Genomic DNA, 23,777 nt, shown 5'->3' with positions numbered 1-23,777 from the left:
CCATTTTTTGATCCATGCCGGTTGTGCATGGAGCAGCGCGGCGCCGTTGCTGCATTGCAAGATCGCGCTGCGATAGGGTGGCTGCAAGTCACGGGAACCGATACCGATGCGCCACCGCCTGCGGATGCTCGTTTTCACCCCGCTCGTCCTCGCCGGCTGCGCCGAGCGGGAAGCCGAATGGGCGCAGCGCGGCAGAGCGAGCCTGGTCGGCCTCGATCGGTCAGCGATCCGGATGTGCGCGGGCCTTCCGAACGGTACGGCCAAGGACGGTCCCGGTGAAATCTGGATGTATGAGCACACCGCTACTCCGCCGGGCGGCGTGGCGCCGCCGACGTTCACAGTTCCGCCCGGCTTCAACATCGGCGGCCAGGCTCCCACCGGCTATTGCCGGGTTCAGCTTCGTTTCATCGCCGGCAAGGTCACGCAAGTGCAGTATGCCGGGGCCACCGACATCGGCAACGCGCGGGATGCCGTCTGCGGACAGATGGTCCGGACCTGTCTGGGTTACGCGCAGGCGAGCCGATGAAGCGCGGTTAACCGTCACGGAGTCCCGAATGCCCCGCCTTCGTGGGCAAGACAATTACTCCATCGTCAGCGCCACCCGGCCGATTGCCTTGCGCTCGATCAACAGCCGCATCGCACGGGCGTAGTCTTCCAGCGGCAGCCGGTGCGAGATGTTAGGCCGGATCTTTCCGGCTTCCGCCCAGCCCAACAGCGCCTTGATCCTGACCTCGCCGAGCGCCGGATTTTTCCGCACCGCTTCGCCGGCGCGCACCCCGAGCACGCTGGCGCCCTTGATCATCAGCAAATTGGTTTTGGCGACCCCGATGCCGCCGGTGAAACCGATGACCAGGAGCCGCGCGCCCCAGTTGATACAGCGCATGCTGTTCTCGAACACCTCGCCGCCGACCGGATCGAACACGACATCCGCGCCGCGGCCATCGGTGATACGCTTGACCGCATCGCGGAACGGTTCCTGGTCGTAGCGGACCAGATGATCGGCGCCCCTCGCCTTGGCAATATCAAGCTTTTCGTCGCTCGACGCCGTCGCGATCACGGTGGCGCCGAGCAACTTGCCGATCTCGACCGCCGCAAGACCCACGCCGCCGCCGGCGCCGTGCACCAGCAGCACTTCGCCCGGCTGAATCTGCCCGCGATCGATCAGCGCATGATAGGCCGTACCATGGCCGGCCAAAAACGTCGCACCTTCAGCGTAATCAAAGGTCGAGGGCAACGGCACGAGCTGTGACGGCGTGGCGACAGCCTCGTCGCAATAGGCGCCATGGCGCATCTTGACGATCACTCGGTCACCGACCTCGACACCCGCGGCGTCGTTCACTTCGACCACGTCGCCCGCGGCTTCAACGCCAGGCGTGAACGGCAGGGGCGGCTTGAGCTGGTATTCGCCCGCCGCCATCAGAATGTCCGGAAAATTGATCCCGGCGGCCTTGATCGCAACGCGCGCCTGCCCCGGCGCCAGCGCTGCGGCGTCGAATGTTTCGAGACGCAAACTCTCGGGTGGGCCGAGCTCGCGGCAGACAACAGCCTTCGGCATCAGGCGGCCTTCTCTTGCAGGCGCAGCACCGCTTCGCGGATCAGCGGCATCCGGTCGTTGCCAAAGTACATGTCGGTCTTGCCGACGAAGATGGTCGGCGAACCGAAACCGCCGCGCGCCATCACCTCATCGGTGTTGGCCTTGAGCTGGTCCTTGATCGCCTGCTCGCCGATCCCGGCAAAGAACTTGACATGATCGACGCCGACGCTCTTGCAGATTTCCGTCAGCACCGAGTCCTGCGAAATGTCCTTGTCGGCGCCCCAATAAGCCTCGAACACTGCGCGCGTGAACGGTACCATCTGTTGTTTAGATTCTTGACCCAGCCAGATGCAGCCGCGCATCGCCTTGACGCTGTTCACCGGAAACACCGTCGGCGGCATCTTGATCGCAAGACCCGCGGAGCGCGCCCAGTCGGCAAGGTCCTTTTTCATGTAGCGCGCCTTCAGCGGCACCGGCGTTTCGCGCGAGGCGTAGACGCTCGGGTTGACGGTGTTGAAGATGCCGCCGACCAAAATCGGCCGCCACGAAATCTCGACGCCGAGTTCCTTGGCGAGGGGCTGGATGTTGTGGAAGGCGAGATAGGTCCAGGGACTGGAACAGTCGAAGAAGAATTCGATCATGGGGTTTCCTTTTATTATCGTATTTGTCGTTTCTATTTTTCCCGTCATCCTGAGGTGCCGTCGCGCAGCGGCGGCCTCGAAGGGTGGAGGGCCCGTGCCTTCGCATCCTTCGAGGCTCGCAAGCGCTCGCAACTCCAGCGATAACGGCGAAGCCGTTACGCGGGGATGACGATACCTACTTCCGTCCAGCCATCTCCTTCGCCCTCGCGCCGAACATGTTCTTACGCGCTTCCTCGTCGAACGGCTCTTTGACGAACTTGCCGATCGCCAATCCCGCCTGCACCTGCGGCCGCGCGCGAACCTCGGCATACCAGCGCTTGATGTTGGGATAATCGTCCAGCGTAAAGCCCTGCGCCTTGTGGGTCATGGTCCAGGGGAAGCAGGCGATGTCGGCGATCGAATATTCGGCACCTGCGACATAGGCGCCGGTCTTGCCGAGCTGCGTGTCGAGCACCCGATAAAGCCGCGCCGCCTCGTCGCGATAGCGCTCGATCGCGTATGGGATCCTTTCCTGCGCATAGAGCGCGAAATGACCGTGCTGGCCGAGCATGGGCCCGAGCCCACTCATCTGCCACATCACCCACTGCACCGCGTGGGAGCAGCCGCGCATATCCGTGGGCAAAAAGCGGCCGGTTTTTTCCGCCAGATAGATCAGGATGGCGCCGGTCTCGAACACCGAAAACGGCGCGCCGCCGTCAGCCGGCGCATGGTCGACGATGGCCGGAATGCGATTGTTCGGGCTGACCGCCAGAAATTCCGGCTTGAACTGCTCACCGGCGCGGATGTTGACTGGGATCACGGTATAGGGGAGCCCGAGTTCCTCCAGCATGATCGAGATTTTCCAGCCATTGGGCGTCGGCGCGTAATGCAGGTCGATCATGGCTCCCCTTGCTGCCCGCCGGATTATTCCCGGAGATGACGACTTTTGTTGTTCTGTACGGCGATCATAAGACATGGCAGACAGGCGCTCAATCAGAACCGACCGGGAGGCTCCCATGCTGTTTCCAACGACGATCGCCGGCTCCCTTCCGAAGCCGGAATGGCTGGCCGAGCCGAATACGCTGTGGGCGCCCTGGAAATCCAAGGGCGATGAGCTCGCCCGCGCCAAGCGCGACGCCACCATGCTGGCGGTAAAACTGCAGGAGGATGCCGGGGTCGATATCGTCACCGAGGGCGAGCAGGCCCGCCAGCATTTCGTTCACGGCTTTCTGGAGAAGGTCGACGGCATCGATTTCGCCCACAAGGTCGAGATGGGCATCCGCAAAGACCGCTACAAGGCGATGGTGCCGCAGGTGGTGGCGCCGCTGACCCTGAAAGGCCGCGTCCACGCCGATGAAGCCCGCGTCGCCCGCGCCCACACCGGACGCAAGCTGAAATTCACTTTGCCCGGCCCGATGACGATCATCGACACCGTGGCCGACGGCCATTATGGCGACCGCGTCAAGATGGCGTTCGCGTTTGCCGAACTCTTGAACGAGGAAGCGCGGGCGCTGCAAGCCGACGGGGTCGATATCATCCAGTTCGACGAACCCGCCTTCAACGTGTTCATGGACGAGGTGTCGGACTGGGGCATCAAGGCGCTGGAGCGCGCCGCGCAGGGCCTGACCTGCGCCACCGCCGTGCACATCTGCTACGGCTACGGCATCAAGGCCAACACCGACTGGAAGGAGACGCTGGGCAGCGAGTGGCGGCAATACGAGGAGATTTTCCCGGCGATCGCCAAAAGCTCGATCCAGCAGGTCGCGATCGAGTGCCGTAATTCCAAGGTGCCACTGGATTTGCTGGCGCTGTTGACCGGCAAGATCGTCCAGGCCGGCGTCATCGACGTCGCCAGCGACACGGTCGAGACGGCGGAAGACGTGGTCAAGGTGATCGACGCGGTGTCGAAATTCGTGCCCAAGAGCAACATCGTCGCGACAACGAACTGCGGCATGGCGCCGATGCGGAGGGATATTGCCGAGGCGAAGTTGGCAGCGCTGGGGGCGGGGGCGAAGCTGGCGAGGCAGCAGTTGGGGTGAATCCCTGCGTCGTCCTGAGGTGCGAGCCGACTTCGGCGAGCCTCGAAGGACGGATGGGAACGTAGGTGCGCGCGGGACATCCTTCGAGGCTCGCTACGCTCGCACCTCCAGCGATTAGCGCAATTGCGCTAACGCAGGGATGACGGCGAGGGTGTGGCAGCAGCACCGGCACTCGGATGCAGCACGGGCCGATACCCCGCCCCCATCGCACGTAGTGTCGACGGCGGCGTCAGCACCATCGCATCCCCGATCGCATCACTGGCCTCACGATAGCCCGCCATCGACCATCGCAGCGCCCTGCCCTCCACGATGAGAAAACTCTCCTCCCCCGCCTGCACCATCGCGCCATCAGGCAGCTTCTCCAGCGGCATCGGTAACCGATGCAGCCGCTTCTGGCCTTTCTCCAGCCGTTCGCGATGCAGCACCGCATCGATATCGCGCGCGCGTACATCAACCACGCCATTGCCCTCTTGCCATGCCGCGCGAAAACGATTGGCATCGTCGCGGCGGCAGAAGAAGCAAGGGCGATGTCCGGCGGCGAGCGCAGTCGCTTCGTCGAGAAAGAACAGTTCGGTCCAGCTGCGCGTGCCCATCACCTGGCGTCGCTTTCCCCTGAATTCGCAGACGCAGGTGATCCAGGCGGGCGTTGCCCAGCGCTTTTTCAGCAGCGTCCTGGTTGCGGGATCGTGGATGATGCCTCGATTGCCGGTGAACAGGCCGCGATGCGGATCGGCGACGATGTCGCCTGAGGGCGTGACGCGGTTTTGCAGCGGCATCGGTTTCTCTACTCCCTCTCCCCGCCCCTTTGCGAGGAGAGGGTTGGGGTGAGGGCCACTATCCGCGAACACTGGCGCTAGTTGGTGGACCTGTACCCCCTCACCCGCCGCGCAAAAGCGCGTCGACCTCTCCCCGCAAGCGGGGCGAGGTTAAGAAAATCACGCCGCGCCGTCGCGGATCGGCGGCTGGAACGACAGCGCGGTATCCCAGGGAAAGAAAATCCAGGTGTCCTGCGACACTTCGGTGATGAACGTATCGACCAGCGGCCGGCCCTTCGGCTTGGCGTAGACGGTGGCGAAATGCGCGTCCGGCATCATGTCGCGCACCAGCCTTCCCGTTTTGCCGGTATCGACGAGATCGTCGACGATCAAGAGGCCCTTGCCGGTACCGCCGCCCAGCGCTGCGGTATCGGCCGAAATGCCTTTCAGCACTTTCAAATCACCCTGCTTGTCGTGGTCGTAGCTCGCGATGCAGACGGTATCGATCACGCGCACGCCGAGTTCACGCGCGACGATTGCCGCCGGCACCAGCCCGCCACGCGTGATTGCAATGACAGCATGAAACGGCCCGACCTCGTTGAGCCGCCAGGTCAGCGCCCGGCAATCCCGGTGAAATTGATCCCACGACACCGGAAAGAACTTATCCGGCGGCGGAGTGACTTTTTCAGGCGTCGTCATGGCTCACTCCAGATAAAACCGTCACTTTGATCTCCTCAACATAGCGACTTTGCCATCTCGCTGGTCACAGACCAGCCCAGTTGCTCGTACAGCGGCCGTCCCATCTTGGTGGCGTGCAATATCACGAAAGCCACGCCTCGCCTGGCGAATTCCTGATCCGCCCGGTCCATCAGCGCTTTGGCAATTCCCTGCTTGCGATGCGATGGCTCGACAAACACATTGAGCACGTAGCCACGCCTGTCCTGCGTCGGGTGGGAGGGACCCGGTGGCCACTCGATGGTCATCAGCCCGATTCCGGCGATGGGCTTGCCGCGGTCCTCAACGACATAGCCAAAATACGATCCGTCGCCGAGGTGCCTTGCCAGCCAGGATCGAAAATGCGCGGTCTGGGTTTCCAGAATTTCTTCGGTCCTGCCCGGCGCGTCGGATTCGCGGAACATCTGTTCGCGATGCCGGCACACCAGTTCGATATCTTCCGTACAAATCGGTCTGGTCGAAATCATCGTCGCTATCGTGTGATGTTCAATCCCGCCAGCATCTCCTTCACTGCCGCCATCGCGGCGGCGAGCTTTTCCGGATCGCGCGAGCGCACTACGAGATTGGTGTTCGGCTTCTTGTCTTCGTCCATGAACGGATAGCTGCCGATGATGGTGTCGGGATGGGCGTTGGCGATCGCCCGCAGCGGCCCGCCGATGTCGCCTTCCCGCGCGTTGGCCCGGACCGAATCCGACAGCATCCGCACCCCCGATTTCAGCTTGGGTGCGATGATGTCCATCATCGCCTGCATGATCGTGGGGATGCCGGCCATCACGATGACATTGTCGAGCTTGAAGCCGGGGGCCAGGATGGTCGCACTTTGGATCAGTTCGGCGCCATCGGGAATCCGCGCCATCCGCAACCGCGATTCGTTCAGATCCTGCTCGGTCCAGCGTTCGCGGAATCGCGCCACCACCTCGGGATGATGATCGATGCCGACGCCGAACGCCTTGGCGACGCTGTCGGCGGTGATGTCGTCGTGGGTCGGTCCGATGCCGCCGGTGGTAAAGACGTAATCGTAGCGCTTTCGCAGTGCATCAAGGGCGGCGACGATGTCGGCCTCCTCGTCGGCAACAATGCGGACTTCCTTGAGGTCGATCCCGATATTGGTCAGGTACTCGGCGATAAAGCCGATGTTCTTGTCCTTGGTCCGGCCGGACAGGATCTCGTCACCAATGACCAGAATGCCCGCTGTGACGATCTCACTCATTTCCTCTCCTCACCCTAGCCCGTGACTTTGCGCATCCAACGCATTGAAGTCACGGGGCTTTGCTGCCGAAATAAGCACCCGGCAGCCGGTTTTTCAGGCAGCGCGGGAAACAACCCCATACCAAATGCCCTAGCCCATGCATATCGCGCTGGCCCGGCCCTTGCTACCATCCCGTGAAGTCATGCACTGTGTCGCATGGCTTCGAAAGTTAGTCAGGATTTATGGCAGCCGCGTTTGATGAAATGAACGGCCCCGGCGGGGATCTCCGCCCCGCCTATCAGGAGCTCTCCCGCTGGCTGAAGGAGACGCCTCCGGACGCCCTTGAGTATCGCCGCCAGGAAGCGGAGCTGCTGTTCCGCCGGATCGGCATCACCTTTGCCGTCTATGGCGACGCCGAGGCCCAGGAGCGGCTGATCCCGTTCGACGTGATCCCCCGCATCATGTCCGCCAGGGAATGGACGCTGCTGGAAAAGGGCCTGAAACAGCGCGTCCGTGCGCTCAACATGTTCCTGCGCGACATCTATCATGGCCGCGACATCCTCCGCGCCAATATCATCCCCGACGATTTGATCTTCCAGAATCCGGTCTTCCGCCCCGAGATGAACGGCCAAAGCGTCCCCCACGACGTCTACGTCCATATCGCCGGGATCGACATCGTCCGGGTCGACGCCGACAATTTCATCGTGCTGGAGGACAATGCGCGGACCCCGTCCGGTGTGTCCTACATGCTGGAAAACCGCGAAATCATGATGCGGCTGTTTCCGGACCTGTTCGCCCGCCACCGCGTCGCACCGGTGGAGAAATATCCCGACGAATTGCTGTCGGCGCTGCGCTCGGTGGCGCCGCTGTCCGCCTCCGCCGAGCCTGTGGTGGCGCTGATGACGCCCGGCGTCTACAATTCCGCCTATTACGAGCATTCGTTCCTAGCCGACAAGCTCGGCATCGAACTGGTCGAGGGCCGCGACCTCATCGTCAAGAACGACGAGGTGTTCATGCGCACCACCGAGGGCCTCAAGCGCGTCGATGTGATCTACCGCCGCGTCGATGACGACTTCCTCGATCCCCTGACCTTCCGTCCTGATTCCGCGCTCGGCGTGCCCGGGCTGATGTCGGCCTATGCGGCCGGCAACATCACGCTTGCCAATGCGGTCGGCACCGGCATCGCCGACGACAAGGCGGTCTATTCCTACATGCCGGATATCGTAAAATTCTATCTCGGCGAGGAGCCGATCCTCAAGAACGTGCCGACCTGGCGCTGCCGCGAGCCCAAGGATTTGGCCTATGTGCTCGATAATCTCGCCGATCTCGTCGTCAAGGAAGTGCACGGCTCCGGCGGCTACGGCATGCTGATCGGCCCCGCCGCCACCAAGGCGACGATCGAGGCGTTCCGCGACAAGCTCAAGCGCGAGCCCGAAGGCTTCATCGCGCAGCCGACGCTGGCGCTGTCGACCTGCCCGACCTGCACCGCATCGGGCCTCGCGCCGCGCCACGTTGACCTCCGGCCGTTCGTGCTGACCGGCCGCGATCACGTCACCATCGTGCCGGGCGGCCTGACCCGCGTGGCGCTGAAGGAAGGCTCGTTGGTGGTCAATTCAAGCCAGGGCGGCGGCACCAAGGACACCTGGATTCTGGACGAGTAGAGAGCAAGACCCTCGCATGCTGTCGCGCACCGCCGAAAACCTGTACTGGCTCGCCCGTTATGTCGAGCGCGCGGAATATCTCGCGCGCACCATCGACGCGACCCTGCGAGTCACGGCACTGCCCGCCGCCTATATCGGCAAGACCAATGAGTGGGATTCCGCGCTTCTCACCGCCGGCGTCAGCGCCAGCTTCTATGAGGCCTACCAGGAAGCCAACGAGCAGAACGTCGTCGAGTATCTCGCGTTCTCGGCGTCCAACCCCTCCTCGATCAAGAATTGCATCGAGGCGGCGCGGCTCAATTCGCGCTCGGTACGAACCGCGCTGACCTCCGAGATGTGGGACACCATTAATTCGGCCTGGATCGAACTCGGGGAACTCTGGGGCAAGGGCACGTCGAGTCGGGAAGAACTCGCGAAATTCCTGCGCTTCGTGCAGGAGACTTCGCTCCGCTTCGACGGCTCGGCCTACCGCACCATGCTACGCAACGACGCTTATTGGTTCTCGCGGCTGGGGCTGCATCTGGAACGCGCCGACAACACCGCCCGCATTCTCGACGTGAAGTATCACGTGCTGCTGCCCGAGGAGGAACATGTCGGCGGTCCGCTCGATTATTACCAGTGGACCTCGATCCTGCGCTCGGTGTCGGCGCTCACCGCATATCACTGGGTCTACCGCGAGACGCTAAAGCCTTGGCTGATCGCGGATCTGCTGATCCTCAACGACACGCTGCCGCGGTCGCTGGCGAGCTGCTATAGCAATCTGGTGCGGAACCTCGACCAGATCGGCGTCGCCTATGGCCGCCAGGGCGCCTCGCAGCGCCACGCCCGCGGCGTTCGCAACCGGCTTGAACACAGCCATATGGACGATATCTTCCAGCACGGCGTCCACGAGTTCATCCAGGAATTCATTGCGGATAACGCGCGGCTGGGTGAGATCATCACGAAGCAGTATTTGGTCTAAAGACTTTAGGATGGGCGTCGCAAACATCGTCATGGCCGGGCTTGTCCCGGCCATCCACGACTTGCTATGCCGATCCGATAAGGAAGACGTGGATGCCCGGGACAAGCCCGGCCATGACGATCAGCTTCACCTTCGGTAACGCCATGCGCCTGCGAATTGCCCATACCACCAGTTATCGCTATGAGCCGCCGGCCTCGGGCGTGATCCAGATCCTGCGCATGACGCCGGGCAGCCATGACGGGCAATATGTCGCCGGGTGGCAGATCGACGTCTCCACCGATTCCCGGCTCGACATGCATCAGGATGCGTTCGGCAATGTCACGCATGTCCTGACCCACGGGCCGCTCGCCGACCTCACCATCAGTGTCGAGGGCATGATCGAGACCCACGACACCGGCGGCGTGCTGCGCGGCACTGACGAGCGTTTCCCGCCGGGCCTGTTTTTGCGTTCGACCGCGCTCACCGAAGTCAATCCGGCGATGGCGACCTTTGCCCGCGAGATGCGCTCGGAGTCCGGTGACGACGTGCTCGGCTTCCTGCATGCGCTGATGGTGCAGATCAACGAACACATGACGTTCGACGAGGATCCGACCAACAGCGGCACCTCAGCGGCGGAAGCTTTTGCCGGCAAACGCGGCGTGTGCCAGGACTACGCGCATATCTTCATCGCCTGCGCCCGCTCGGGCGGCGTGCCGGCGCGTTTCGTCTCCGGACATTTCCTGCGCTCCGACGGCACCATCAACCAGCCAGCCGGCCACGCCTGGGCGGAAGCCTTCGTGCCTGATCTGGGCTGGGTCGGCTTCGATGCCGCCAACGGCATCTGCACCACCGACGCCCACGCCCGCATCGCGATCGGGCTCGATTATCTCGGCGCCGCCCCCGTCCGCGGCACCCGCTACGGCGGCGGCAACGAGACGCTGACGGTCGCCGTCAAGGTCGAACAGGCCGGCCGCTCGGGGCAGTGGCAGAGCCAGTCGTAGGATTTTGATCGCCGCCCTAACTACCGTCATTGCGAGGAGCGCTTGCGACGAAGCAATCCATCCATCCGGCATGCCGCGCCATGGATTGCTTCGCTTCGCTCGCAATGACGAGGATGGTGTTCGCTTCGATAGCCGTCACCTATCCAGCCACACATCCTCGAACCGCAAATTATTATACTGGCTGTTGTCGTGCGGCTTGAAATTCTTCACGTGCGGCTGCCAGCAATTGCCGGCCGATGAGTGCAGGATGATCGGGCGCGCGGCATCCTCGACCAGGATGCGTTCGATATCCCAGACGATCTTCCTGCGCTTCTCCTTGTCGAGCTCGCGCGATTGCGCTGCCAGCAATTTGTCGACCTCGGCATTGCAATACTGGGTGTAGTTGCGTTCCGATTTGCATGAATAATTCTCGACGATATTGCCATCGGGGTCGTCGACGCTGACGCCGGTCACGTTCAAGCCGATCGTAAAATCCTTCTTCGCCAGCCGCGCATACCATCGCGGCGTATCGAGGATGTCGAGTTCGCCAACGATGTAGATCTTCTTGAGCTGGTCGGCCAGGATCACCGCGGGGTCGCGGTAGGTCGGCAGGTTCCGGGTCTGGATCTTGATCGGCAGCGGTTTGGCGTCGCTGTAGCCGAGCTTCTGCATGATCGCCTGCGCCTCGGTGACGTTCTTGGCGGTATCAGGGCCATAGCCCATCAGCGACGCCACCATTTCCGCCGGCATGCCCCATTCACCCTCGGGCTTCGCCAGCATCGCCCCGCCCAGCCGCGCGTTGCCTTCCATCAGGATGGTATTGAAGGCCTTGCGATCGAGCGCCAGCGACATGGCTTTTCGAATGTCGGGATTATCGAACGGCGGGTTGACGCGATTGACCAGCAGGTTGATCTGGGTGCCCGTGCCGGTCATCTCGCAGATCGCATGCGGCGCCCGCGCCTTGATGTCCTTCAGCAGCGGCACGCTGACGTCGGAGGGAAAGGTGATGTCGTACTCACCGGTCGAGAAAGCCAGCATCCGCGTGGCGCGGTTGTCGATCGTCCGCACCGTGATCTCGTCGAGATAGGGCCGGTCCTTCTTGAAATAATCCGGATTGCGCACGACGCGCATGGATTCGCCGCGCTTGAATTCGACGAACTTGAATGGCCCGGTGCCGACCGGCTTGGTCCGCATGACAGCTTGCGGCACGTGGCAGGGATAGACGACCGAGAACGCGCTCGCCAGCAGCACCGGCAGACTCGGCTGCGGCTCGCTCAGTTCGAACGTCGCCTCATAGTCGCCGTTGATACTGACGTCCTGCAGCTTGGTGTACCAGACCTTGCGCGGGTTGCGCCTGAAATCCTGTGTCTCGGTCTTGCCGATCAGCATCCGCCAGGTGCATTGCACGTCTTTCGCGGTGAAGGGCTGGCCGTCATGCCATTTCACGCCCTGCCGCAGCTTGAAGGTCAGCCTGGTGTTGGTCGCGTCCCACGACCAGCTTTCGGCGAGATCCGGAATCACGGTCTCCATGCTCTCATGCGGCTTGGCGGGATCGAACACCACGAGATTGTTGAACACCGCCGCAAACGGCATCACCGAGGCGATGGTCGCTTCTTCCAGCAATGACGTCGAGGGCGGGTTGTCGTTGTGATAGAGCCGGAGCGTGCCGCCCTTCTTCTGCGCTGCGGCAGGGCCTGCGGCGCCTAGCGCGATGCAGAACAGTACCAGGAAAGGCATTTTCCATCTGGCGCGCAATTTAGCCTCCCAAACGATTTTATTCTTCTATAGAACTACCGCCGGTAGAGCGCAACGTCACGCAGGTGATCATCCCGGAGCAAGGCTCGCAGGCGACGCATGAAGATCGCAGTCGGGATCATCGCAGTGCTGCTGCTGGCGGCCGCTGCCAAGGAAGCCAGCGCGGTGTTCGCGCCGCTGGCGCTGGCGTTTTTTATCATCGCGATCGTCTGGCCGCTGCAGAGCCGGCTGCAGACAAAAATGCCGAAACTGCTGGCATTGGCGTTCACCATCGTCGTCACGATCGCGGTCTGTCTCGGTTTCGCCTCGCTCGCGGCGTGGGGCTTTGGCCGGGTGGGACGATCGCTGATGGCCGATACGGTGCGCTATCAGGCGCTTTATGGCGCCATGGTGACGTGGCTCGACGGCCATGGCGTCTCGGTCGCCGGCTTGTGGGCCGAGCATTTCAACGTCGCATGGCTGATGCGCGCAACGCAGCTCGTCACCGGCCGCGTCAATACCACGCTCAGCTTCTGGGTGATTGCCCTTGTCTATGTTGTGCTGGGCCTGCTGGAGGTAGAGGACGCAAGACGAAGGATCCAGACGCTCGGCAAGCCTGAGGCTGCGCGCGTGCTGCTGGACGGCAGTGCGGCGACCGCAGCCAAATTCCGGAAATACCTCCTGGTACGGACGCAGATGAGTGCCATCACCGGCCTGCTCGTAGGTGTGTTCGCCTGGATCACCGGACTGCCATTCGCGCTGGAGTGGGGCGTAATCGCCTTCGCGCTTAACTACATTCCCTTCATCGGTCCCTTTATCGCGACGCTGTTTCCCACCCTGCTGGCGATGACGCAATTTGAGAGCTGGCAGGCGGTTCTTGCCGTCTTCGTCTGCCTCAACATCATCCAGTTCGTGGTCGGCAGTTATATTGAGCCGCGCGTTGCCGGCAGCATGCTATCGATATCGCCCCTGGTTGTGTTGTTCGCGATCTTTTTCTGGACTTTTCAGTGGGGCTTGTTCGGAACCTTTATCGGCGTTCCGATCGCGCTCGCGATCCTCACCTTCTGTGCCCAGCATCCGTCAAGCCGCTGGATCGCCGAACTGCTCGGTGGATCGAAGCAATAAGGATCGACAAACGTCAGCCGCCGGCCTCGCCGGCGATCTCTACGCACTGCGGCGGGAGCAAACAGAGCCGCCCGCCCGAACCGGCCGCCAGCGTATGGATCAGAAAACGTGTTGGCGCCGCATCCGAGGCGCCCATCACCGGAGATGGTGCGGAGATGATCTTCAAGGCACCGCACCCGCCGATCCAGTCGATGTGACGATGGCCATGCATGACTACCGCACGCTCCGCGAAACGATTGAGCGTGCGAACGAACCAGCTGCCATTGACGAGTGCGGTTCCAATTCGCTCGGAGAACGTCGCAACCGGCATCGGGTATTCGATCAAATGATGATGCAGCGCGACGATCCATCGGGCCTTCGGAAAATTGACGAACACCGCAGCGAGGCGGTGCGTCTGCTCGACCGAGACCAATCCGAGCGCGTTGGTAAAAGAAAAGTGCGTTTCCGCATTGGAATTGAGGATGACTACGCCGAGGCCGTCCTCCTGATCCGGCGGCAGGATCATCGGAAATTGGTCGTCGAACACACCGATGAGCCTGGCGGCGCGCCGCAAGCCACCGCGTTCGGCAAAGGCGGCAATGCGCTGGCGATGCGGTGCCAGCGCCTCGTTGAGGGCGACTGCCGGCTTGCCTTTGTCGTCGACGACATAGACACGCTCGCCCTGCACCGCCGCGATCGCCGACAGCGTCCGCATCTGCCGCAGCCGCTTGCCAGGGCTGAACGGCAAATCGAGCCGGGCCGGATTGGCGCGGTCGACGATGTTCACGTCGTGGTTGCGGGGCAATATGACCATGCGGGCGGCGAGCTCAGGATGCAGCGCCACAGCGTCGAGGAATTCGGCCCATTCCGTCGCGCGGCCGGCGTCGGTCATGTCGCCGGTCACGAGTATCAGATCGAGCGGGTCGCCCGCGTGGATCGCGGCAAGACGGTCCATGAGCCGCGCAAGGCGCTGGTTTCCGCGCGGGCCGCCACGCCCGCACTCGATGCGAAAACCATATCGCTCGCCGACCACGTGAAGGTCCGAAAGATGCGCGACACGCCAGGTCCGGCAGCCGGATGGCACGTCATCGTATCCGGGAAGATCGAGCGGCTGGTCCATACCGGCATCCGCAAAGCCCCAAACCAGCGACGCGAACGCGAGATAACCCGAGACCAACACGACGGCATTGGCAAGCGTCGGAACGATCAGCCGGTGCAAAAGCACAAGGTCCGACACCGAACCGATCCAGCGCGAGGCTGGCCAAACCAGGATCGCGACCGCCACCGCACACAGGCACAGCACGATCCCGGCGCTGGCGGAGGTCGCCGCGCGCAGCCGTGCCCGTCCCGCCGCGGTGGAGTTTTTGCCGAATATCCGTTCCGCCACGTGCCGCAGCGCTTCGCGGCCGAACGCGTAACCGGGCTGGACGGCAAGCGCGTTGAGCGACCAGAAATTTGTCTCGGCGGCCCGAAACAGTGGCCGCCATCCGAACCATCCGAGCGCGAGGACCGCGACCAGCACCAGCGCCGCGCCGATGCCGGTCAGTTCCAGAACATGTTCGGATAAGGATGAGAACCAGGCCGTCGCGATCAGCGGCGCAAGGCCGAGCAGCACCGCCGGCAACAGCAGCGAAACAATCCAGGCGAACAGCAATTTCGGCAGACTGATTTCGACCAGCAGACTCCCGGCGATCGCCAGCAGCGATCTTTGTCCCGGACTGGAGGCGTCATCCTCGATATCGCCCCGGCGCGGATCGATCAGCAAGCCGCCCTGAGCGGCTGTTGATTGAGGTTCCACGGTCGGCCGCGTCATGATCGGAGCGCGCATCTTGCATCCGCGATTGGAACGTCTGCTGCACCACAGACGCTATCAGCCCCTCGGCAGAATACCAGTACCAGCGCCCCCCGCGTATCGTTGTGGCTTATGCCAACGCGTTTGAACAAACCCGGCTTGTTCGCCACGTTTGAAGCATGTGCAATTTGTCCATCGCGTCGCGCAATTTGTCGCAAATTTTTGTAGCAGCGCATACCGGCTGCAAACCTTCCCATTCGGTCGCACCGTCAACATTGAGCTTTCGCGATCAAGTTGCGCGTTACAAATTGCAAGGGAGACTTGCCATGCACGCAAACCTCATAGGCACTGTCGCAGTTGCCACAACGGCCTGTCTGGTCTCGTTGAGCGGAAATGCCCACGCAGAAATATTGATCACGACCGCCTCCATATCGCGAGGCGACTTGGTTATCGCAGGACGGGTTCGGCGACCGCGCGAACCCAACGTGGAGATCAAAATTAGCCCAACCAAAACGGTGCAGGTTGAGAGCACATCGACGGGAGGCTTTAGGTGGATTGGACCAGAATTTCCCTCCACTTGTATCGTGGAGATCACGTCCGGACCGGACACGAGAGACGTGGTGATACAGAACTGCGGCCTTCCCGGACCGCTTGGACCGCCCGGTCCAGCAGGTCCTCCCGGGCCCGCAGGACCCATGGGCCCGGCCGGACCGAAGGGAAATTAGGGGCATTCGGCGCGACCAGGTATTTATGGTCCATCGTGGCTACGTGCTCGATTCACGATGTTGAGCTACCGTCGCGCTTGGTGCAGCGTCTGTCTGCCTATCGCAGTTGCGGACGCGGCGTGCATCAACCAACCCGCGTATGCAGCTTGTGCCACCGCGTTGTACGATTTTTCACAAATTTTTGTAGCAAAACACACGCGCTGCAAACCGTGCTGCTCGGTTGCACGATTGACTTGACGCTTACTTCGGCGTTCACTCGCCCAACGATTGAAAAGCGCTGACGCAATCCAACGGTCGTTTGTCGATCGACGCAGCCAAAACAATTGACGATCCCCGAAGAGGATTGCTTGAGCCAGATGGAGGGGTCCGATGGACTTACCCTCAATCAAGGAACAAGCCGAGCTGCGGGCGCATCGCGGCGAATCCGGTGCTGCCGGAAGTACACGGCCAACTCGATTTCAACAACATCACTTTCGTCAGCAACGAGCGCCTGCGGAGCGTGGGATCGGCCCGCTCATCATGGCCGGTTCGTGTTGCTGGCGGTGATCCACGCTGGGCAGTTCCCGAATGACCTGCCGGGAGAAATCCCAAGCGACGAGACTGCAGCCGAAGGCTCGAAATCGGCCTGATACCAATTTGCAAGGCGTGTTGTGTCCGCGGAGAGAAGAACAAGACGGTGACAAAAGGAGGAAGCCCCATGGATGCAATCGAGCGCCGCAGCGTGCTGCGAGGCATTTTGTGCCTAACCGCAACCGCGGGTTTTGCCGCAAGTTCGCTGCCGACCATCGTCGAGGCCATGCCCCTCGCCCCCCAGAAAGATATTGGGAGCAAAGAGCCCGGGAGCAAAGATCTTGGGAGCAAGTCGGATGGTCTCACGGTACAGGTTCAAGCCGTCCCCGGCCGTCCGGTGCGGCCACCCATCGCTCGTCCACCCCGGCGTCCTGTGGCCCGCCCGCGGCGACGCCCCATCCACCGGCGCCGCTGGGTCTGCTGGTGGCACCGAGGGCGCCGCGTCTGCGGCTGGCGGTGATAACGGCCAATTTGTAGATCGCCGATGACACGCGAGCGGCGGGCGCTGCGCCGGCCCGCCTGATCGCAGCTCCGAACCGAGGAGGACAATATGACCACTTACGACGGTAGTTCACGTTCGCGGGCCGGTAATTTGTCCGCGCCACCATTATGGGTCTGCATTCTCCTTGGCATCGTGATGATCGCGGCGGGATTCCTGGTGCTGGGCGACGTCGTGCTCGTCACCGTCATCAGCACGATGTTCATCGGCTGGATCTCGATCGCCGCCGGCGCCTTCGAAGTCATCCACGCGTTCTGGACCAAGGGATGGGGAGGCTTCGTATGGCAGGTGCTTCTCGGCATTCTGTACATCGCGTTCGGCGCCGTGCTGGTGAGCCAGCCGGTTGTCAGCGCCTTGATCCTTACCTACGTCCTCGGACTGCTGTTGCTGATATCCGGTTTCGTTCGAGTTCTGCTGGGTTTCAGCCACTGGAATGATGCGGGCTGGATCATGCTGCTGTCTGGCTCGTTCGGAGTTCTGGCCGGTCTCGTTATTCTGACGGGATTCCCGATGACAGGTCTCTGGGTGATTGGACTTGTCCTCGGCGTCGACCTGATATCCCACGGCATAGCCTGGCTGACTTACGCGTGGCGGCCGACGGCGAGAACTGCACAGCGGAATTGATGTAATCAAAGGGAGTACGCCGCGATGGCGATCGCAGTTGAAGGACCCATTCTCCTGGTCAAGAAACTCGGGGGAGTCCTCCTCCTCCTTTTCGGCTTGCTGATGACGGCGCTAGGCTTAAGCAGTGATTCAGGTTGGCTCACCGCCATGGGTATTGTTTTGCTTGTTGCGGGCGCGGTCTTCCTGGCTCTCAAAATCATTCGGCGCAATCAAGACAGTCAGCTCTGACCGACGTCGCAAGAGGTTGATGTCGATGCTGCGAGAGTTATTGTGCCGCGCCTCAGTCGCTGAAACTGACCGTAAAATTGAACGCACAGCAATCGCTGTTTATGAAGTCTCGCCGCTTTCAGGCGAACGCAGCTGACGCAAAACAGGGGGCATACGCGGTGATTTCAGGAGCTGCCTTGAGTACTTTGTCCGGCGCGCAGCCAATCGGGGCGTCTAAGCGCGTAACGTGTTGTTCATTGGCGGTGGCGGTCGTGCTATCGAACGGACTTGGCGGGGCGAGCCTGGCTCAGCAAGCGCTCCAGGCAGACGGCACGACGACGCTCTTTCAGAACGTCCGCATTTTCGATGGCAAGAGCGCCACGATGTCTGCCTCCTCCAACGTTTTGGTACGCGGCAACAAGATCGAGTCAATCTCGCTACAGCCCATCGCGGTGGATCGCCGGGCGGACACTCGCATCATCGAAGGCGGGGGCCGCACGCTGATGCCCGGCCTGATCGATGCGCATTGGCATGCGATGTTGATCCGGGTGACACCGGCACAGTCGTTCGGCGACGTCGGCTATCTCAATCTTGTGGCTGGCGACGAGGCCACCGACACTCTGATGCGCGGTTTCACTACCGTTCGCGACGTGGGCGGGCCGGTGTTCGGTCTCAAGAGCGCCATCGACGAGGGCATCGTCAAAGGCCCGCGCATTTACCCGTCCGGCGCCGTCATTACTGTCACGAGCGGGCATGGGGATTTCCGCCAGCTCACTGACCTGCCGCGGACGATCGGCGGCATGCTCACCCGCATGGAGCAGACCGGCGGCGCGATGGTTGCGGACAGCCCCGACGAGGTCCGCGTGCGCGCCCGCGAACAGCTCATGCAGGGTGCCTCCCAAGTCAAGTTGACGGCGGGCGGCGGAGTATCGTCCCCCTTCAGTCCGATCGACGTGACCACCTTCACCGAGCCCGAACTGCGCGCCGCGGTTGAAGCGGCCGAAAATTGGGGCACCTACGTCGTCGCACACGCCTTTACGCCGGCTGCGATCCGCGGAGCTATTGCCGCTGGCGTGAAATGTATTGAGCACGGCTTCCAGATGGACGAAGCAACAGCCAAACTGATCGCCGAAAAGGGCGTTTGGCTGAGCTTGCAGCCGCTCCCTGAGGGCTTGAGGCTGGGCTTTCCGGTCGGTTCCGTCCAGCGAGCCAAAGCGGATGAGGTCTGGCCCGGCATCGCCAGGTCCTACGAACTGGCGAAGAAATACAAGATCAAGACGGCGTGGGGAACCGATGTGCTGTTCTCCCGCGCGCTGGCCCAACAACAAGGGGCAATTCTGGCCTCGCTTGCCCGTTGGTACACGCCCGCGGAAGCATTGGTCATGGCGACATCGACAAACGCCGAACTGCTGGCGCTGTCCGGCAAGCGCAATCCGTATCCCGGCAAGCTCGGCGTGGTGGAGGAAGGCGCGCTGGCCGACCTGCTGCTGGTGGATGGCAACCCCATCGATAACATCAAGCTCATCGAAGACCCGGCGAAGAATTTCCTCGTCATCATGAAGGACGGGAAAATCTACAAGAACCTCCTTGTCAGCAATAAATAGAGGTTGAACGTTTCGCCGCGAAGCTGAGCCGCCGCGGTTATAGGCCGCCATGCCGTCTTCCAGGGGCCAGCCAAGGCCACCGACGCAGACAGGAGATACCCGGCTATAACCGAGCCGCCAATGACGCCGGTTCTCCGTATGCGTGCCCCCGCCCCGGCTTCGATGTGTCTTTTTTTGCCCGGCAAATGCATGCCTTGCCCTGGGTAATTGGGGTTGGATGCCTCCCTGAAATTCGCTACTAGTGCCCCGCCGACAATTGAGACGGTTCGGGGACCTGGAATGACCTATTGTTGCGGAGTGCTGGTACGGGACGGTCTGGTCATGATCGCGGATACCCGCACCAATGCCGGTCTCGACAATGTCTCGACCTTTCGCAAGCTGCACGTTTTCTCGAAGCCGGGCGAGCGCATCATGGCGATCGCCAGCGCCGGCAACCTGGCGATCAGCCAGTCGGTGCTCTCGACCCTGACCGAAGGCATCGAAGACCCGCACACCGGCGAGGTCGAAACGCTGATGAACGCGCCGACCATGTTCCAGGCCGCCCAGCGCATCGGCCGCGCCATTCGCAGCGTCCACGCCACCGAGGGCGACGCGCTGCGCTCGGAAGACGTCTCCTTCGACGTCTCGTTCCTGTTCGGCGGCCAGATCAAGGGCTCGCGGATGCGGCTGTTCATGGTCTACACCGCCGGCAATTTCATCGAATGCACCACTGACACGCCGTACTTGCAGATCGGCGAGCACAAATACGGCAAGCCGGTGCTCGACCGCGCGATGCATTACGACGTCGAGCTGTACGAGGCGCTGAAGACCAGCCTGATCTCGATGGATTCGACGATGCGCTCCAATCTCGGCGTCGGTCTGCCGATCGACGTGCTGGTGGTGCGCGCGGATGCCTGCGAGGCCGACCTCAATCATCGCATCGAGGCCGGCGAGCCCTATTTCCACGACCTGCGTTCGCGCTGGTCGGCGGCGCTGCGCGCGGCGCACCAGAATATTCCAAGACCACCCTACAAGTCAGAAACAGAAACAAAAAAGTAAAGGCGAGGAAACAATGGCCGACACAGCAAACAAGATCGCGGTCGTCACCGGTGCAGGCACCGGCGTCGGACGCGCGGCATCGCTGGCGCTGATGAATGCCGGCTTCACCGTGGTGCTCGCCGGACGACGCATGGAGATGCTGGAAGAAACCAAGAAGCTCGGCGACAACATCGGCAAGAGCCTGTGCGTTTCCGCCGACATGACCAGCCCGGCCTCGATCGCCGCCTTGTTTGCCAAGGTTGTGGAAACCTACGGCCGGCTCGACGTGCTCTTCAACAATGCCGGCATGGGCGCGCCGCCGGTGAATTTCGAGGACCTCAGCCTTGAGCAGTGGCAGGCGGTGGTGAACACCAACCTCACCGGCCCCTTCCTGTGCACCCAGCACGCCTTCCGCATCATGAAGGATCAGAACCCGCGCGGCGGCCGCATCATCAACAACGGCTCGATCTCGGCACATGCGCCGCGGCCGTTCTCGTCGGCCTACACCTCGACCAAGCACGCCATCACCGGCTTGACCAAGGCCACCAACCTCGACGGCCGCATGTACGACATCGCTGTCGGCCAGGTCGATATCGGCAATGCCGCAACCCCGATGACCGACCGCATGGTCGCCGGCCCCGGCGTGATGCAGCCCGATGGCACCATGAAGCACGAGCCGCGCATGGATGCGAAAGCGGTCGGCGATGCCGTGGCCTACATGGCCGGCCTGCCGCTCGATGCCAACGTGCTGTTCATGACGGTCATGGCGACCAAGATGCCGTTCGTTGGGCGGGGGTAGCGACTAGCCGAAATCCCAACCCTCATGGAGAGGAGACACCCCTTGGCGCCGTCTCGAACCATGCGGCCCCGCTGTGGCCTATCCTTCGAGACGCACGCTGACGCGTGCTCCCTCGGTGAGCGCGAAGCGCTCATCCGGGGATGAGGTGAACGTGCGGATACACGTATCGCTCCTACTCTTCCGCTCGCATAGTTGTTGATTACGCCGTGAACGGCCCTGCCCCCCCTGTCAAAGGCTGGCGGCGATAGGCTGCCCGGCATTGCGCTTGCAAGTCTCCCGCTGCCATAATCGCTCAAGGGGACTTTGGGATCATGCTGCAGCTGCAATCGGCGTTCGGCGTGCTGGCGTTGCTGGGAATCGCGTGGGCGCTCGGCGAAGACCGCCGCGCGGTGTCATGGGGGCAGGCCGCGATCGGGCTTGCGGTTACGGTGCTGACCGCGCTGGTGCTGCTCAAGCTACCGCTGGTGGCGAAGGCGTTCGGCGCCATCAATGACGCCGTCAACACGATCGCGGCGGCCTCGCGCGCCGGCACCTCCTTCGTGTTCGGCTATCTCGGCGGCGGCGCCCTGCCCTTCGACCTCAAGGCACCAGGCGCGGATTTCATCCTGGCGTTTCAGGCGCTGCCGATCATCCTGGTCATGAGCGTGCTGACCACGCTGCTGTTTTATTGGCGGGTGCTGCCACCGATCGTGCGCGGCATGGCGTGGCTTTTGGAACGCACGCTCGGCGTTGGCGGCGCGGTTGGTCTCTCCGCCGCCGCCAACATCTTCCTCGGCATGGTCGAGGCACCCTTGTTCATCCGGCCCTATCTGGCGCAACTCACCCGCAGCGAATTGTTCATGGTCATGACCGGCGGCATGGCGGGGATCGCCGGCACCGTGCTGGTGCTCTACGCCACGTTTCTGGCGCCATTGATCCCAGATGCGGCGGCGCATTTTGTGATTGCCTCGGTGCTCGGCGCTCCCGCGGCGATCCTGATCAGCCTGATCATGGTGCCGGAGACATCTGACAAACGCACCGGCGGAACGCTGGCCGCTGATGTCCCTGGCGATCCCCGAGTCGCTGGCGATCCCGACATGCACGCCAGGAGCACCATGGACGCGATCGTCAAGGGCACCACATCCGGCCTGGAATTGCTGCTCAACATCATCGCCATGCTGCTGGTGCTGGTGGCGCTGGTCTATCTCGCCAACGCGATCCTGGGCTTGTTGCCCGAGATCGGCGGCGCGAGGATTTCGCTGCAGCGGCTGCTCGGCTATCTGATGGCGCCGGTGTGCTGGCTGATCGGCCTGCCCTGGTCGCAGGCGATCACGGCGGGAAGCCTGATGGGCACCAAGACCGTGCTCAACGAGCTGATCGCCTATGTCGATTTATCGAAGCTTGGTCCGGACGCGCTCGATCCGCGGTCGCGGCTGATCATGCTGTACGCCATGTGCGGCTTTGCCAACTTTGCCAGCCTCGGCATCATGATCGGCGGCCTCGGCACCATGGCGCCCGAGCGCCGCGAGGAGATCAACGCGCTGGGCCTGAAGTCGATCGTCTCGGGCACGCTGACCACCTGCCTGATGGGCGCCATCGTGGGGGCGATGAGCTAGCGAGCAAAGGCAAAAATCGACGAGGTGTGGCCTAATTCACATGCAGATGCCGCCCTTGGTCTTAGGGTCCTGCCGAGGTGGTGCCAGCCGTAGCAGACGTTTGATCTTCGCGAACGGAGAAGCAGGCCCGATGCAAGACACCATTCGGCTTTACCGTACGCTGTTTGGCAATCGCGGTTATCTGCGCTCGGTATGCGGGGGCGCTGCTTTCCTCGCCGCCAGCACCATCGCGATCTTCGCCGCCGTCACTTACGCGACGGTCCACGCCAGCAACCACGTCACCGATTTCGTGCTGAGCCGCGTCGGTCCCTTCAATCTGCGCTTTCTGTTCATCTACGGCACGTTCGCAGCCTTCGCGCTTACCGCGAGCCTGCTGGCCTGGCGGCCGAACCGGTTGCCGTTCGCGCTCAAGGCCATGGCGCTGTTCCTGCTGGTCCGTGCCGTGTTCGTGGCGCTCACCCACATGGCACCGTCGCCGATCGATCCGCAGCAGCCGGCGCCGTTCTTCAACTCGATTTTCTACGGCGGCGACTTGTTCTTTTCCGGCCACACCGGCCTGCCGTTGCTTGCCGCGCTGGCGTTCTGGCACATCCCGCCATGGCGGATGTTTTATCTCGTGCTGACCGCGTTCTTCGGTTCGATCGTGCTGCTCGGCCACTATCACTATTCGATCGATGTGCTCGCCGCGCTGTTCATCACCCACGGCGTCTTTCTGATGTCGCGCTGGCTATTCAGCCGCGACTACGCCCTGTTTCGCTCCTCGGAGAGCCAGGCTGCGCCACGGCCCAAACGGACGGTTCGCAAGCGCGTCGAAAAATGGGTCGAGGAGCACGGGCCAAAGCGCCCGACACTGGTCTCCGCCGACGGACCCGCGCGAGCGTCTGAAATTGTTCGTGCTGCGCGCCGTCGGTGAAGACCCCGCGCGGCGCGGCCAATCAAAAACCGGCGGCGCGAGTTATCCGAAACTCTGGGCGCATCGGCTGGTATCCCATTCGTCCCCGACGATGGCCGCGCCATCGTCGGGGTGATCAATCGGGCGCCCGCGCAGACGCCG

At 62.5% G+C, this 23,777-nt stretch carries 23 protein-coding genes; 13 read left to right on the top strand and 10 right to left on the bottom strand.

What is annotated here, in order from left to right; all coding sequences use genetic code 11:
- Nucleotides 1-106: 106 nt before the first annotated feature.
- On the top strand, nucleotides 107-526 hold the full coding sequence (locus ACSQ84_RS10575; protein WP_436211607.1) for a hypothetical protein: 420 nt from the start codon (nucleotides 107-109) through the stop codon (nucleotides 524-526).
- Between the two features lie 54 nt (nucleotides 527-580).
- On the opposite strand, the gene ACSQ84_RS10570 is transcribed toward ACSQ84_RS10575, so the two are convergent.
- The 3 genes from ACSQ84_RS10570 to ACSQ84_RS10560 form a co-directional block, all read right to left on the bottom strand.
- Nucleotides 581-1,555: an NADPH:quinone oxidoreductase family protein gene (locus ACSQ84_RS10570; RefSeq protein ID WP_436211606.1), complete on the bottom strand. Its 975-nt coding sequence runs from the start codon at nucleotides 1,553-1,555 to the stop codon at nucleotides 581-583.
- Nucleotides 1,555-2,175 carry a 2-hydroxychromene-2-carboxylate isomerase gene (locus ACSQ84_RS10565; RefSeq protein WP_436211605.1) on the bottom strand — a complete coding sequence of 207 codons (621 nt, stop codon included), beginning with the start codon at nucleotides 2,173-2,175 and terminating at the stop codon, nucleotides 1,555-1,557. Before ACSQ84_RS10565 ends, ACSQ84_RS10570 begins: the two co-directional genes overlap by 1 nt.
- Before the next feature lie 175 nt (nucleotides 2,176-2,350).
- Nucleotides 2,351-3,055 carry a glutathione binding-like protein gene (locus ACSQ84_RS10560; protein ID WP_436211604.1) on the bottom strand — a complete coding sequence of 235 codons (705 nt, stop codon included), beginning with the start codon at nucleotides 3,053-3,055 and terminating at the stop codon, nucleotides 2,351-2,353.
- A 115-nt stretch (nucleotides 3,056-3,170) separates the two neighbouring features.
- Here ACSQ84_RS10560 and ACSQ84_RS10555 point away from each other — a divergent pair, with 115 nt between their 5' ends.
- Nucleotides 3,171-4,193 (top strand): methionine synthase, encoded by a 1,023-nt coding sequence (locus ACSQ84_RS10555; protein ID WP_436211603.1) that lies wholly within the window; start codon nucleotides 3,171-3,173, stop codon nucleotides 4,191-4,193.
- Nucleotides 4,194-4,321: 128 nt separating this feature from the next.
- On the opposite strand, the gene ACSQ84_RS10550 is transcribed toward ACSQ84_RS10555, so the two are convergent.
- The 4 genes from ACSQ84_RS10550 to ACSQ84_RS10535 all read right to left on the bottom strand — a co-directional run bounded on the left by ACSQ84_RS10550 (nucleotide 4,322) and on the right by ACSQ84_RS10535 (nucleotide 6,893).
- Nucleotides 4,322-4,969, bottom strand: a complete 648-nt coding sequence (locus ACSQ84_RS10550; protein WP_436211602.1) for a hypothetical protein — start codon at nucleotides 4,967-4,969, stop codon at nucleotides 4,322-4,324.
- A 159-nt stretch (nucleotides 4,970-5,128) separates the two neighbouring features.
- Nucleotides 5,129-5,647, bottom strand: a complete 519-nt coding sequence (gene gpt, locus ACSQ84_RS10545; protein WP_436211601.1) for a xanthine phosphoribosyltransferase — start codon at nucleotides 5,645-5,647, stop codon at nucleotides 5,129-5,131.
- Between the two features lie 35 nt (nucleotides 5,648-5,682).
- Nucleotides 5,683-6,150, bottom strand: a complete 468-nt coding sequence (locus tag ACSQ84_RS10540) for a GNAT family N-acetyltransferase (RefSeq protein ID WP_436211600.1) — start codon at nucleotides 6,148-6,150, stop codon at nucleotides 5,683-5,685.
- A gap of 5 nt (nucleotides 6,151-6,155) precedes the next feature.
- Nucleotides 6,156-6,893 carry a competence/damage-inducible protein A gene (locus ACSQ84_RS10535; RefSeq protein WP_436211599.1) on the bottom strand — a complete coding sequence of 246 codons (738 nt, stop codon included), beginning with the start codon at nucleotides 6,891-6,893 and terminating at the stop codon, nucleotides 6,156-6,158.
- Between the two features lie 221 nt (nucleotides 6,894-7,114).
- Here ACSQ84_RS10535 and ACSQ84_RS10530 point away from each other — a divergent pair, with 221 nt between their 5' ends.
- From ACSQ84_RS10530 to ACSQ84_RS10520, 3 genes are all read left to right on the top strand, one after another.
- On the top strand, nucleotides 7,115-8,533 hold the full coding sequence (locus ACSQ84_RS10530) for a circularly permuted type 2 ATP-grasp protein (protein WP_436211598.1): 1,419 nt from the start codon (nucleotides 7,115-7,117) through the stop codon (nucleotides 8,531-8,533).
- A gap of 16 nt (nucleotides 8,534-8,549) precedes the next feature.
- Nucleotides 8,550-9,494, top strand: a complete 945-nt coding sequence (locus ACSQ84_RS10525) for an alpha-E domain-containing protein (RefSeq protein WP_436211597.1) — start codon at nucleotides 8,550-8,552, stop codon at nucleotides 9,492-9,494.
- 143 nt (nucleotides 9,495-9,637) lie between these two features.
- Nucleotides 9,638-10,474, top strand: coding sequence for a transglutaminase family protein (locus ACSQ84_RS10520; RefSeq protein WP_436212264.1), 837 nt, complete (start codon nucleotides 9,638-9,640; stop codon nucleotides 10,472-10,474).
- 135 nt (nucleotides 10,475-10,609) lie between these two features.
- Here ACSQ84_RS10520 and ACSQ84_RS10515 read toward each other — a convergent pair whose 3' ends face one another.
- Entirely contained in the window at nucleotides 10,610-12,190 is a 1,581-nt protein-coding gene (locus ACSQ84_RS10515; protein ID WP_436211596.1) for an ABC transporter substrate-binding protein, read from the bottom strand.
- Nucleotides 12,191-12,307: 117 nt separating this feature from the next.
- Between ACSQ84_RS10515 and ACSQ84_RS10510 the strand changes: the two genes are divergently transcribed.
- Nucleotides 12,308-13,312 carry an AI-2E family transporter gene (locus ACSQ84_RS10510; RefSeq protein ID WP_436211595.1) on the top strand — a complete coding sequence of 335 codons (1,005 nt, stop codon included), beginning with the start codon at nucleotides 12,308-12,310 and terminating at the stop codon, nucleotides 13,310-13,312.
- 13 nt (nucleotides 13,313-13,325) lie between these two features.
- Here the strand turns inward: ACSQ84_RS10510 and ACSQ84_RS10505 are convergent, their stop codons facing one another.
- Entirely contained in the window at nucleotides 13,326-15,119 is a 1,794-nt protein-coding gene (locus ACSQ84_RS10505) for a metallophosphoesterase family protein (RefSeq protein WP_436211594.1), read from the bottom strand.
- 1,070 nt (nucleotides 15,120-16,189) lie between these two features.
- The gene (locus ACSQ84_RS10500; protein ID WP_436211593.1) at nucleotides 16,190-16,606 is read right to left on the bottom strand and encodes a hypothetical protein; all 417 of its coding nucleotides are present in this window, start codon (nucleotides 16,604-16,606) and stop codon (nucleotides 16,190-16,192) included.
- Between the two features lie 322 nt (nucleotides 16,607-16,928).
- Between ACSQ84_RS10500 and ACSQ84_RS10495 the strand changes: the two genes are divergently transcribed.
- The 7 genes from ACSQ84_RS10495 to ACSQ84_RS10465 all read left to right on the top strand — a co-directional run bounded on the left by ACSQ84_RS10495 (nucleotide 16,929) and on the right by ACSQ84_RS10465 (nucleotide 23,636).
- A complete protein-coding gene (locus ACSQ84_RS10495; protein WP_436211592.1) occupies nucleotides 16,929-17,501 on the top strand; it encodes an HdeD family acid-resistance protein in 573 nt (190 codons plus the stop codon).
- 24 nt (nucleotides 17,502-17,525) lie between these two features.
- On the top strand, nucleotides 17,526-17,729 hold the full coding sequence (locus tag ACSQ84_RS10490; RefSeq protein ID WP_436211591.1) for a hypothetical protein: 204 nt from the start codon (nucleotides 17,526-17,528) through the stop codon (nucleotides 17,727-17,729).
- Nucleotides 17,730-17,830: 101 nt separating this feature from the next.
- Nucleotides 17,831-19,312, top strand: coding sequence for an amidohydrolase family protein (locus ACSQ84_RS10485; protein WP_436212263.1), 1,482 nt, complete (start codon nucleotides 17,831-17,833; stop codon nucleotides 19,310-19,312).
- Nucleotides 19,313-19,591: 279 nt separating this feature from the next.
- Nucleotides 19,592-20,350: a peptidase gene (locus ACSQ84_RS10480; protein ID WP_436211590.1), complete on the top strand. Its 759-nt coding sequence runs from the start codon at nucleotides 19,592-19,594 to the stop codon at nucleotides 20,348-20,350.
- A 13-nt stretch (nucleotides 20,351-20,363) separates the two neighbouring features.
- Complete coding sequence (locus tag ACSQ84_RS10475) at nucleotides 20,364-21,128, top strand: SDR family oxidoreductase (RefSeq protein ID WP_436211589.1); 765 nt, start codon at nucleotides 20,364-20,366, stop codon at nucleotides 21,126-21,128.
- A gap of 311 nt (nucleotides 21,129-21,439) precedes the next feature.
- Nucleotides 21,440-22,723: a NupC/NupG family nucleoside CNT transporter gene (locus tag ACSQ84_RS10470; RefSeq protein ID WP_436211588.1), complete on the top strand. Its 1,284-nt coding sequence runs from the start codon at nucleotides 21,440-21,442 to the stop codon at nucleotides 22,721-22,723.
- 130 nt (nucleotides 22,724-22,853) lie between these two features.
- A complete protein-coding gene (locus ACSQ84_RS10465; RefSeq protein ID WP_436211587.1) occupies nucleotides 22,854-23,636 on the top strand; it encodes a phosphatase PAP2-related protein in 783 nt (260 codons plus the stop codon).
- The last annotated feature ends 141 nt before the right edge of the window (nucleotides 23,637-23,777 follow it).

The sequence above is a fragment of the Bradyrhizobium sp. LjRoot220 genome (assembly GCF_964252915.1).
Classification (GTDB): domain Bacteria; phylum Pseudomonadota; class Alphaproteobacteria; order Rhizobiales; family Xanthobacteraceae; genus Bradyrhizobium.
Note: the sequence above shows the minus strand (reverse complement) of the source record. Positions and strands in the feature narration are given on the sequence as shown.

Bases quoted from the DNA above. Each gene is read 5' to 3' on its own strand.
- ACSQ84_RS10500 (WP_436211593.1), bottom strand. From the start codon at position 16,606: ATGGCCTCGACGATGGTCGGCAGCGAACTTGCGGCAAAACCCGCGGTT.
- ACSQ84_RS10570 (WP_436211606.1), bottom strand. From the start codon at position 1,555: ATGCCGAAGGCTGTTGTCTGCCGCGAGCTCGGCCCACCCGAGAGTTTG.
- ACSQ84_RS10540 (WP_436211600.1), bottom strand. From the start codon at position 6,150: ATGATTTCGACCAGACCGATTTGTACGGAAGATATCGAACTGGTGTGC.
- ACSQ84_RS10510 (WP_436211595.1), top strand. From the start codon at position 12,308: ATGAAGATCGCAGTCGGGATCATCGCAGTGCTGCTGCTGGCGGCCGCT.
- ACSQ84_RS10560 (WP_436211604.1), bottom strand. From the start codon at position 3,055: ATGATCGACCTGCATTACGCGCCGACGCCCAATGGCTGGAAAATCTCG.
- ACSQ84_RS10480 (WP_436211590.1), top strand. From the start codon at position 19,592: ATGACCTATTGTTGCGGAGTGCTGGTACGGGACGGTCTGGTCATGATC.
- ACSQ84_RS10475 (WP_436211589.1), top strand. From the start codon at position 20,364: ATGGCCGACACAGCAAACAAGATCGCGGTCGTCACCGGTGCAGGCACC.
- ACSQ84_RS10495 (WP_436211592.1), top strand. From the start codon at position 16,929: ATGACCACTTACGACGGTAGTTCACGTTCGCGGGCCGGTAATTTGTCC.
- ACSQ84_RS10565 (WP_436211605.1), bottom strand. From the start codon at position 2,175: ATGATCGAATTCTTCTTCGACTGTTCCAGTCCCTGGACCTATCTCGCC.
- ACSQ84_RS10550 (WP_436211602.1), bottom strand. From the start codon at position 4,969: ATGCCGCTGCAAAACCGCGTCACGCCCTCAGGCGACATCGTCGCCGAT.
- ACSQ84_RS10575 (WP_436211607.1), top strand. From the start codon at position 107: ATGCGCCACCGCCTGCGGATGCTCGTTTTCACCCCGCTCGTCCTCGCC.
- ACSQ84_RS10555 (WP_436211603.1), top strand. From the start codon at position 3,171: ATGCTGTTTCCAACGACGATCGCCGGCTCCCTTCCGAAGCCGGAATGG.
- ACSQ84_RS10530 (WP_436211598.1), top strand. From the start codon at position 7,115: ATGGCAGCCGCGTTTGATGAAATGAACGGCCCCGGCGGGGATCTCCGC.
- ACSQ84_RS10525 (WP_436211597.1), top strand. From the start codon at position 8,550: ATGCTGTCGCGCACCGCCGAAAACCTGTACTGGCTCGCCCGTTATGTC.
- ACSQ84_RS10520 (WP_436212264.1), top strand. From the start codon at position 9,638: ATGCGCCTGCGAATTGCCCATACCACCAGTTATCGCTATGAGCCGCCG.
- ACSQ84_RS10465 (WP_436211587.1), top strand. From the start codon at position 22,854: ATGCAAGACACCATTCGGCTTTACCGTACGCTGTTTGGCAATCGCGGT.
- ACSQ84_RS10515 (WP_436211596.1), bottom strand. From the start codon at position 12,190: ATGCCTTTCCTGGTACTGTTCTGCATCGCGCTAGGCGCCGCAGGCCCT.
- ACSQ84_RS10470 (WP_436211588.1), top strand. From the start codon at position 21,440: ATGCTGCAGCTGCAATCGGCGTTCGGCGTGCTGGCGTTGCTGGGAATC.
- ACSQ84_RS10535 (WP_436211599.1), bottom strand. From the start codon at position 6,893: ATGAGTGAGATCGTCACAGCGGGCATTCTGGTCATTGGTGACGAGATC.
- ACSQ84_RS10505 (WP_436211594.1), bottom strand. From the start codon at position 15,119: ATGCGCGCTCCGATCATGACGCGGCCGACCGTGGAACCTCAATCAACA.
- ACSQ84_RS10490 (WP_436211591.1), top strand. From the start codon at position 17,526: ATGGCGATCGCAGTTGAAGGACCCATTCTCCTGGTCAAGAAACTCGGG.
- gpt (WP_436211601.1), bottom strand. From the start codon at position 5,647: ATGACGACGCCTGAAAAAGTCACTCCGCCGCCGGATAAGTTCTTTCCG.
- ACSQ84_RS10485 (WP_436212263.1), top strand. From the start codon at position 17,831: ATGAAGTCTCGCCGCTTTCAGGCGAACGCAGCTGACGCAAAACAGGGG.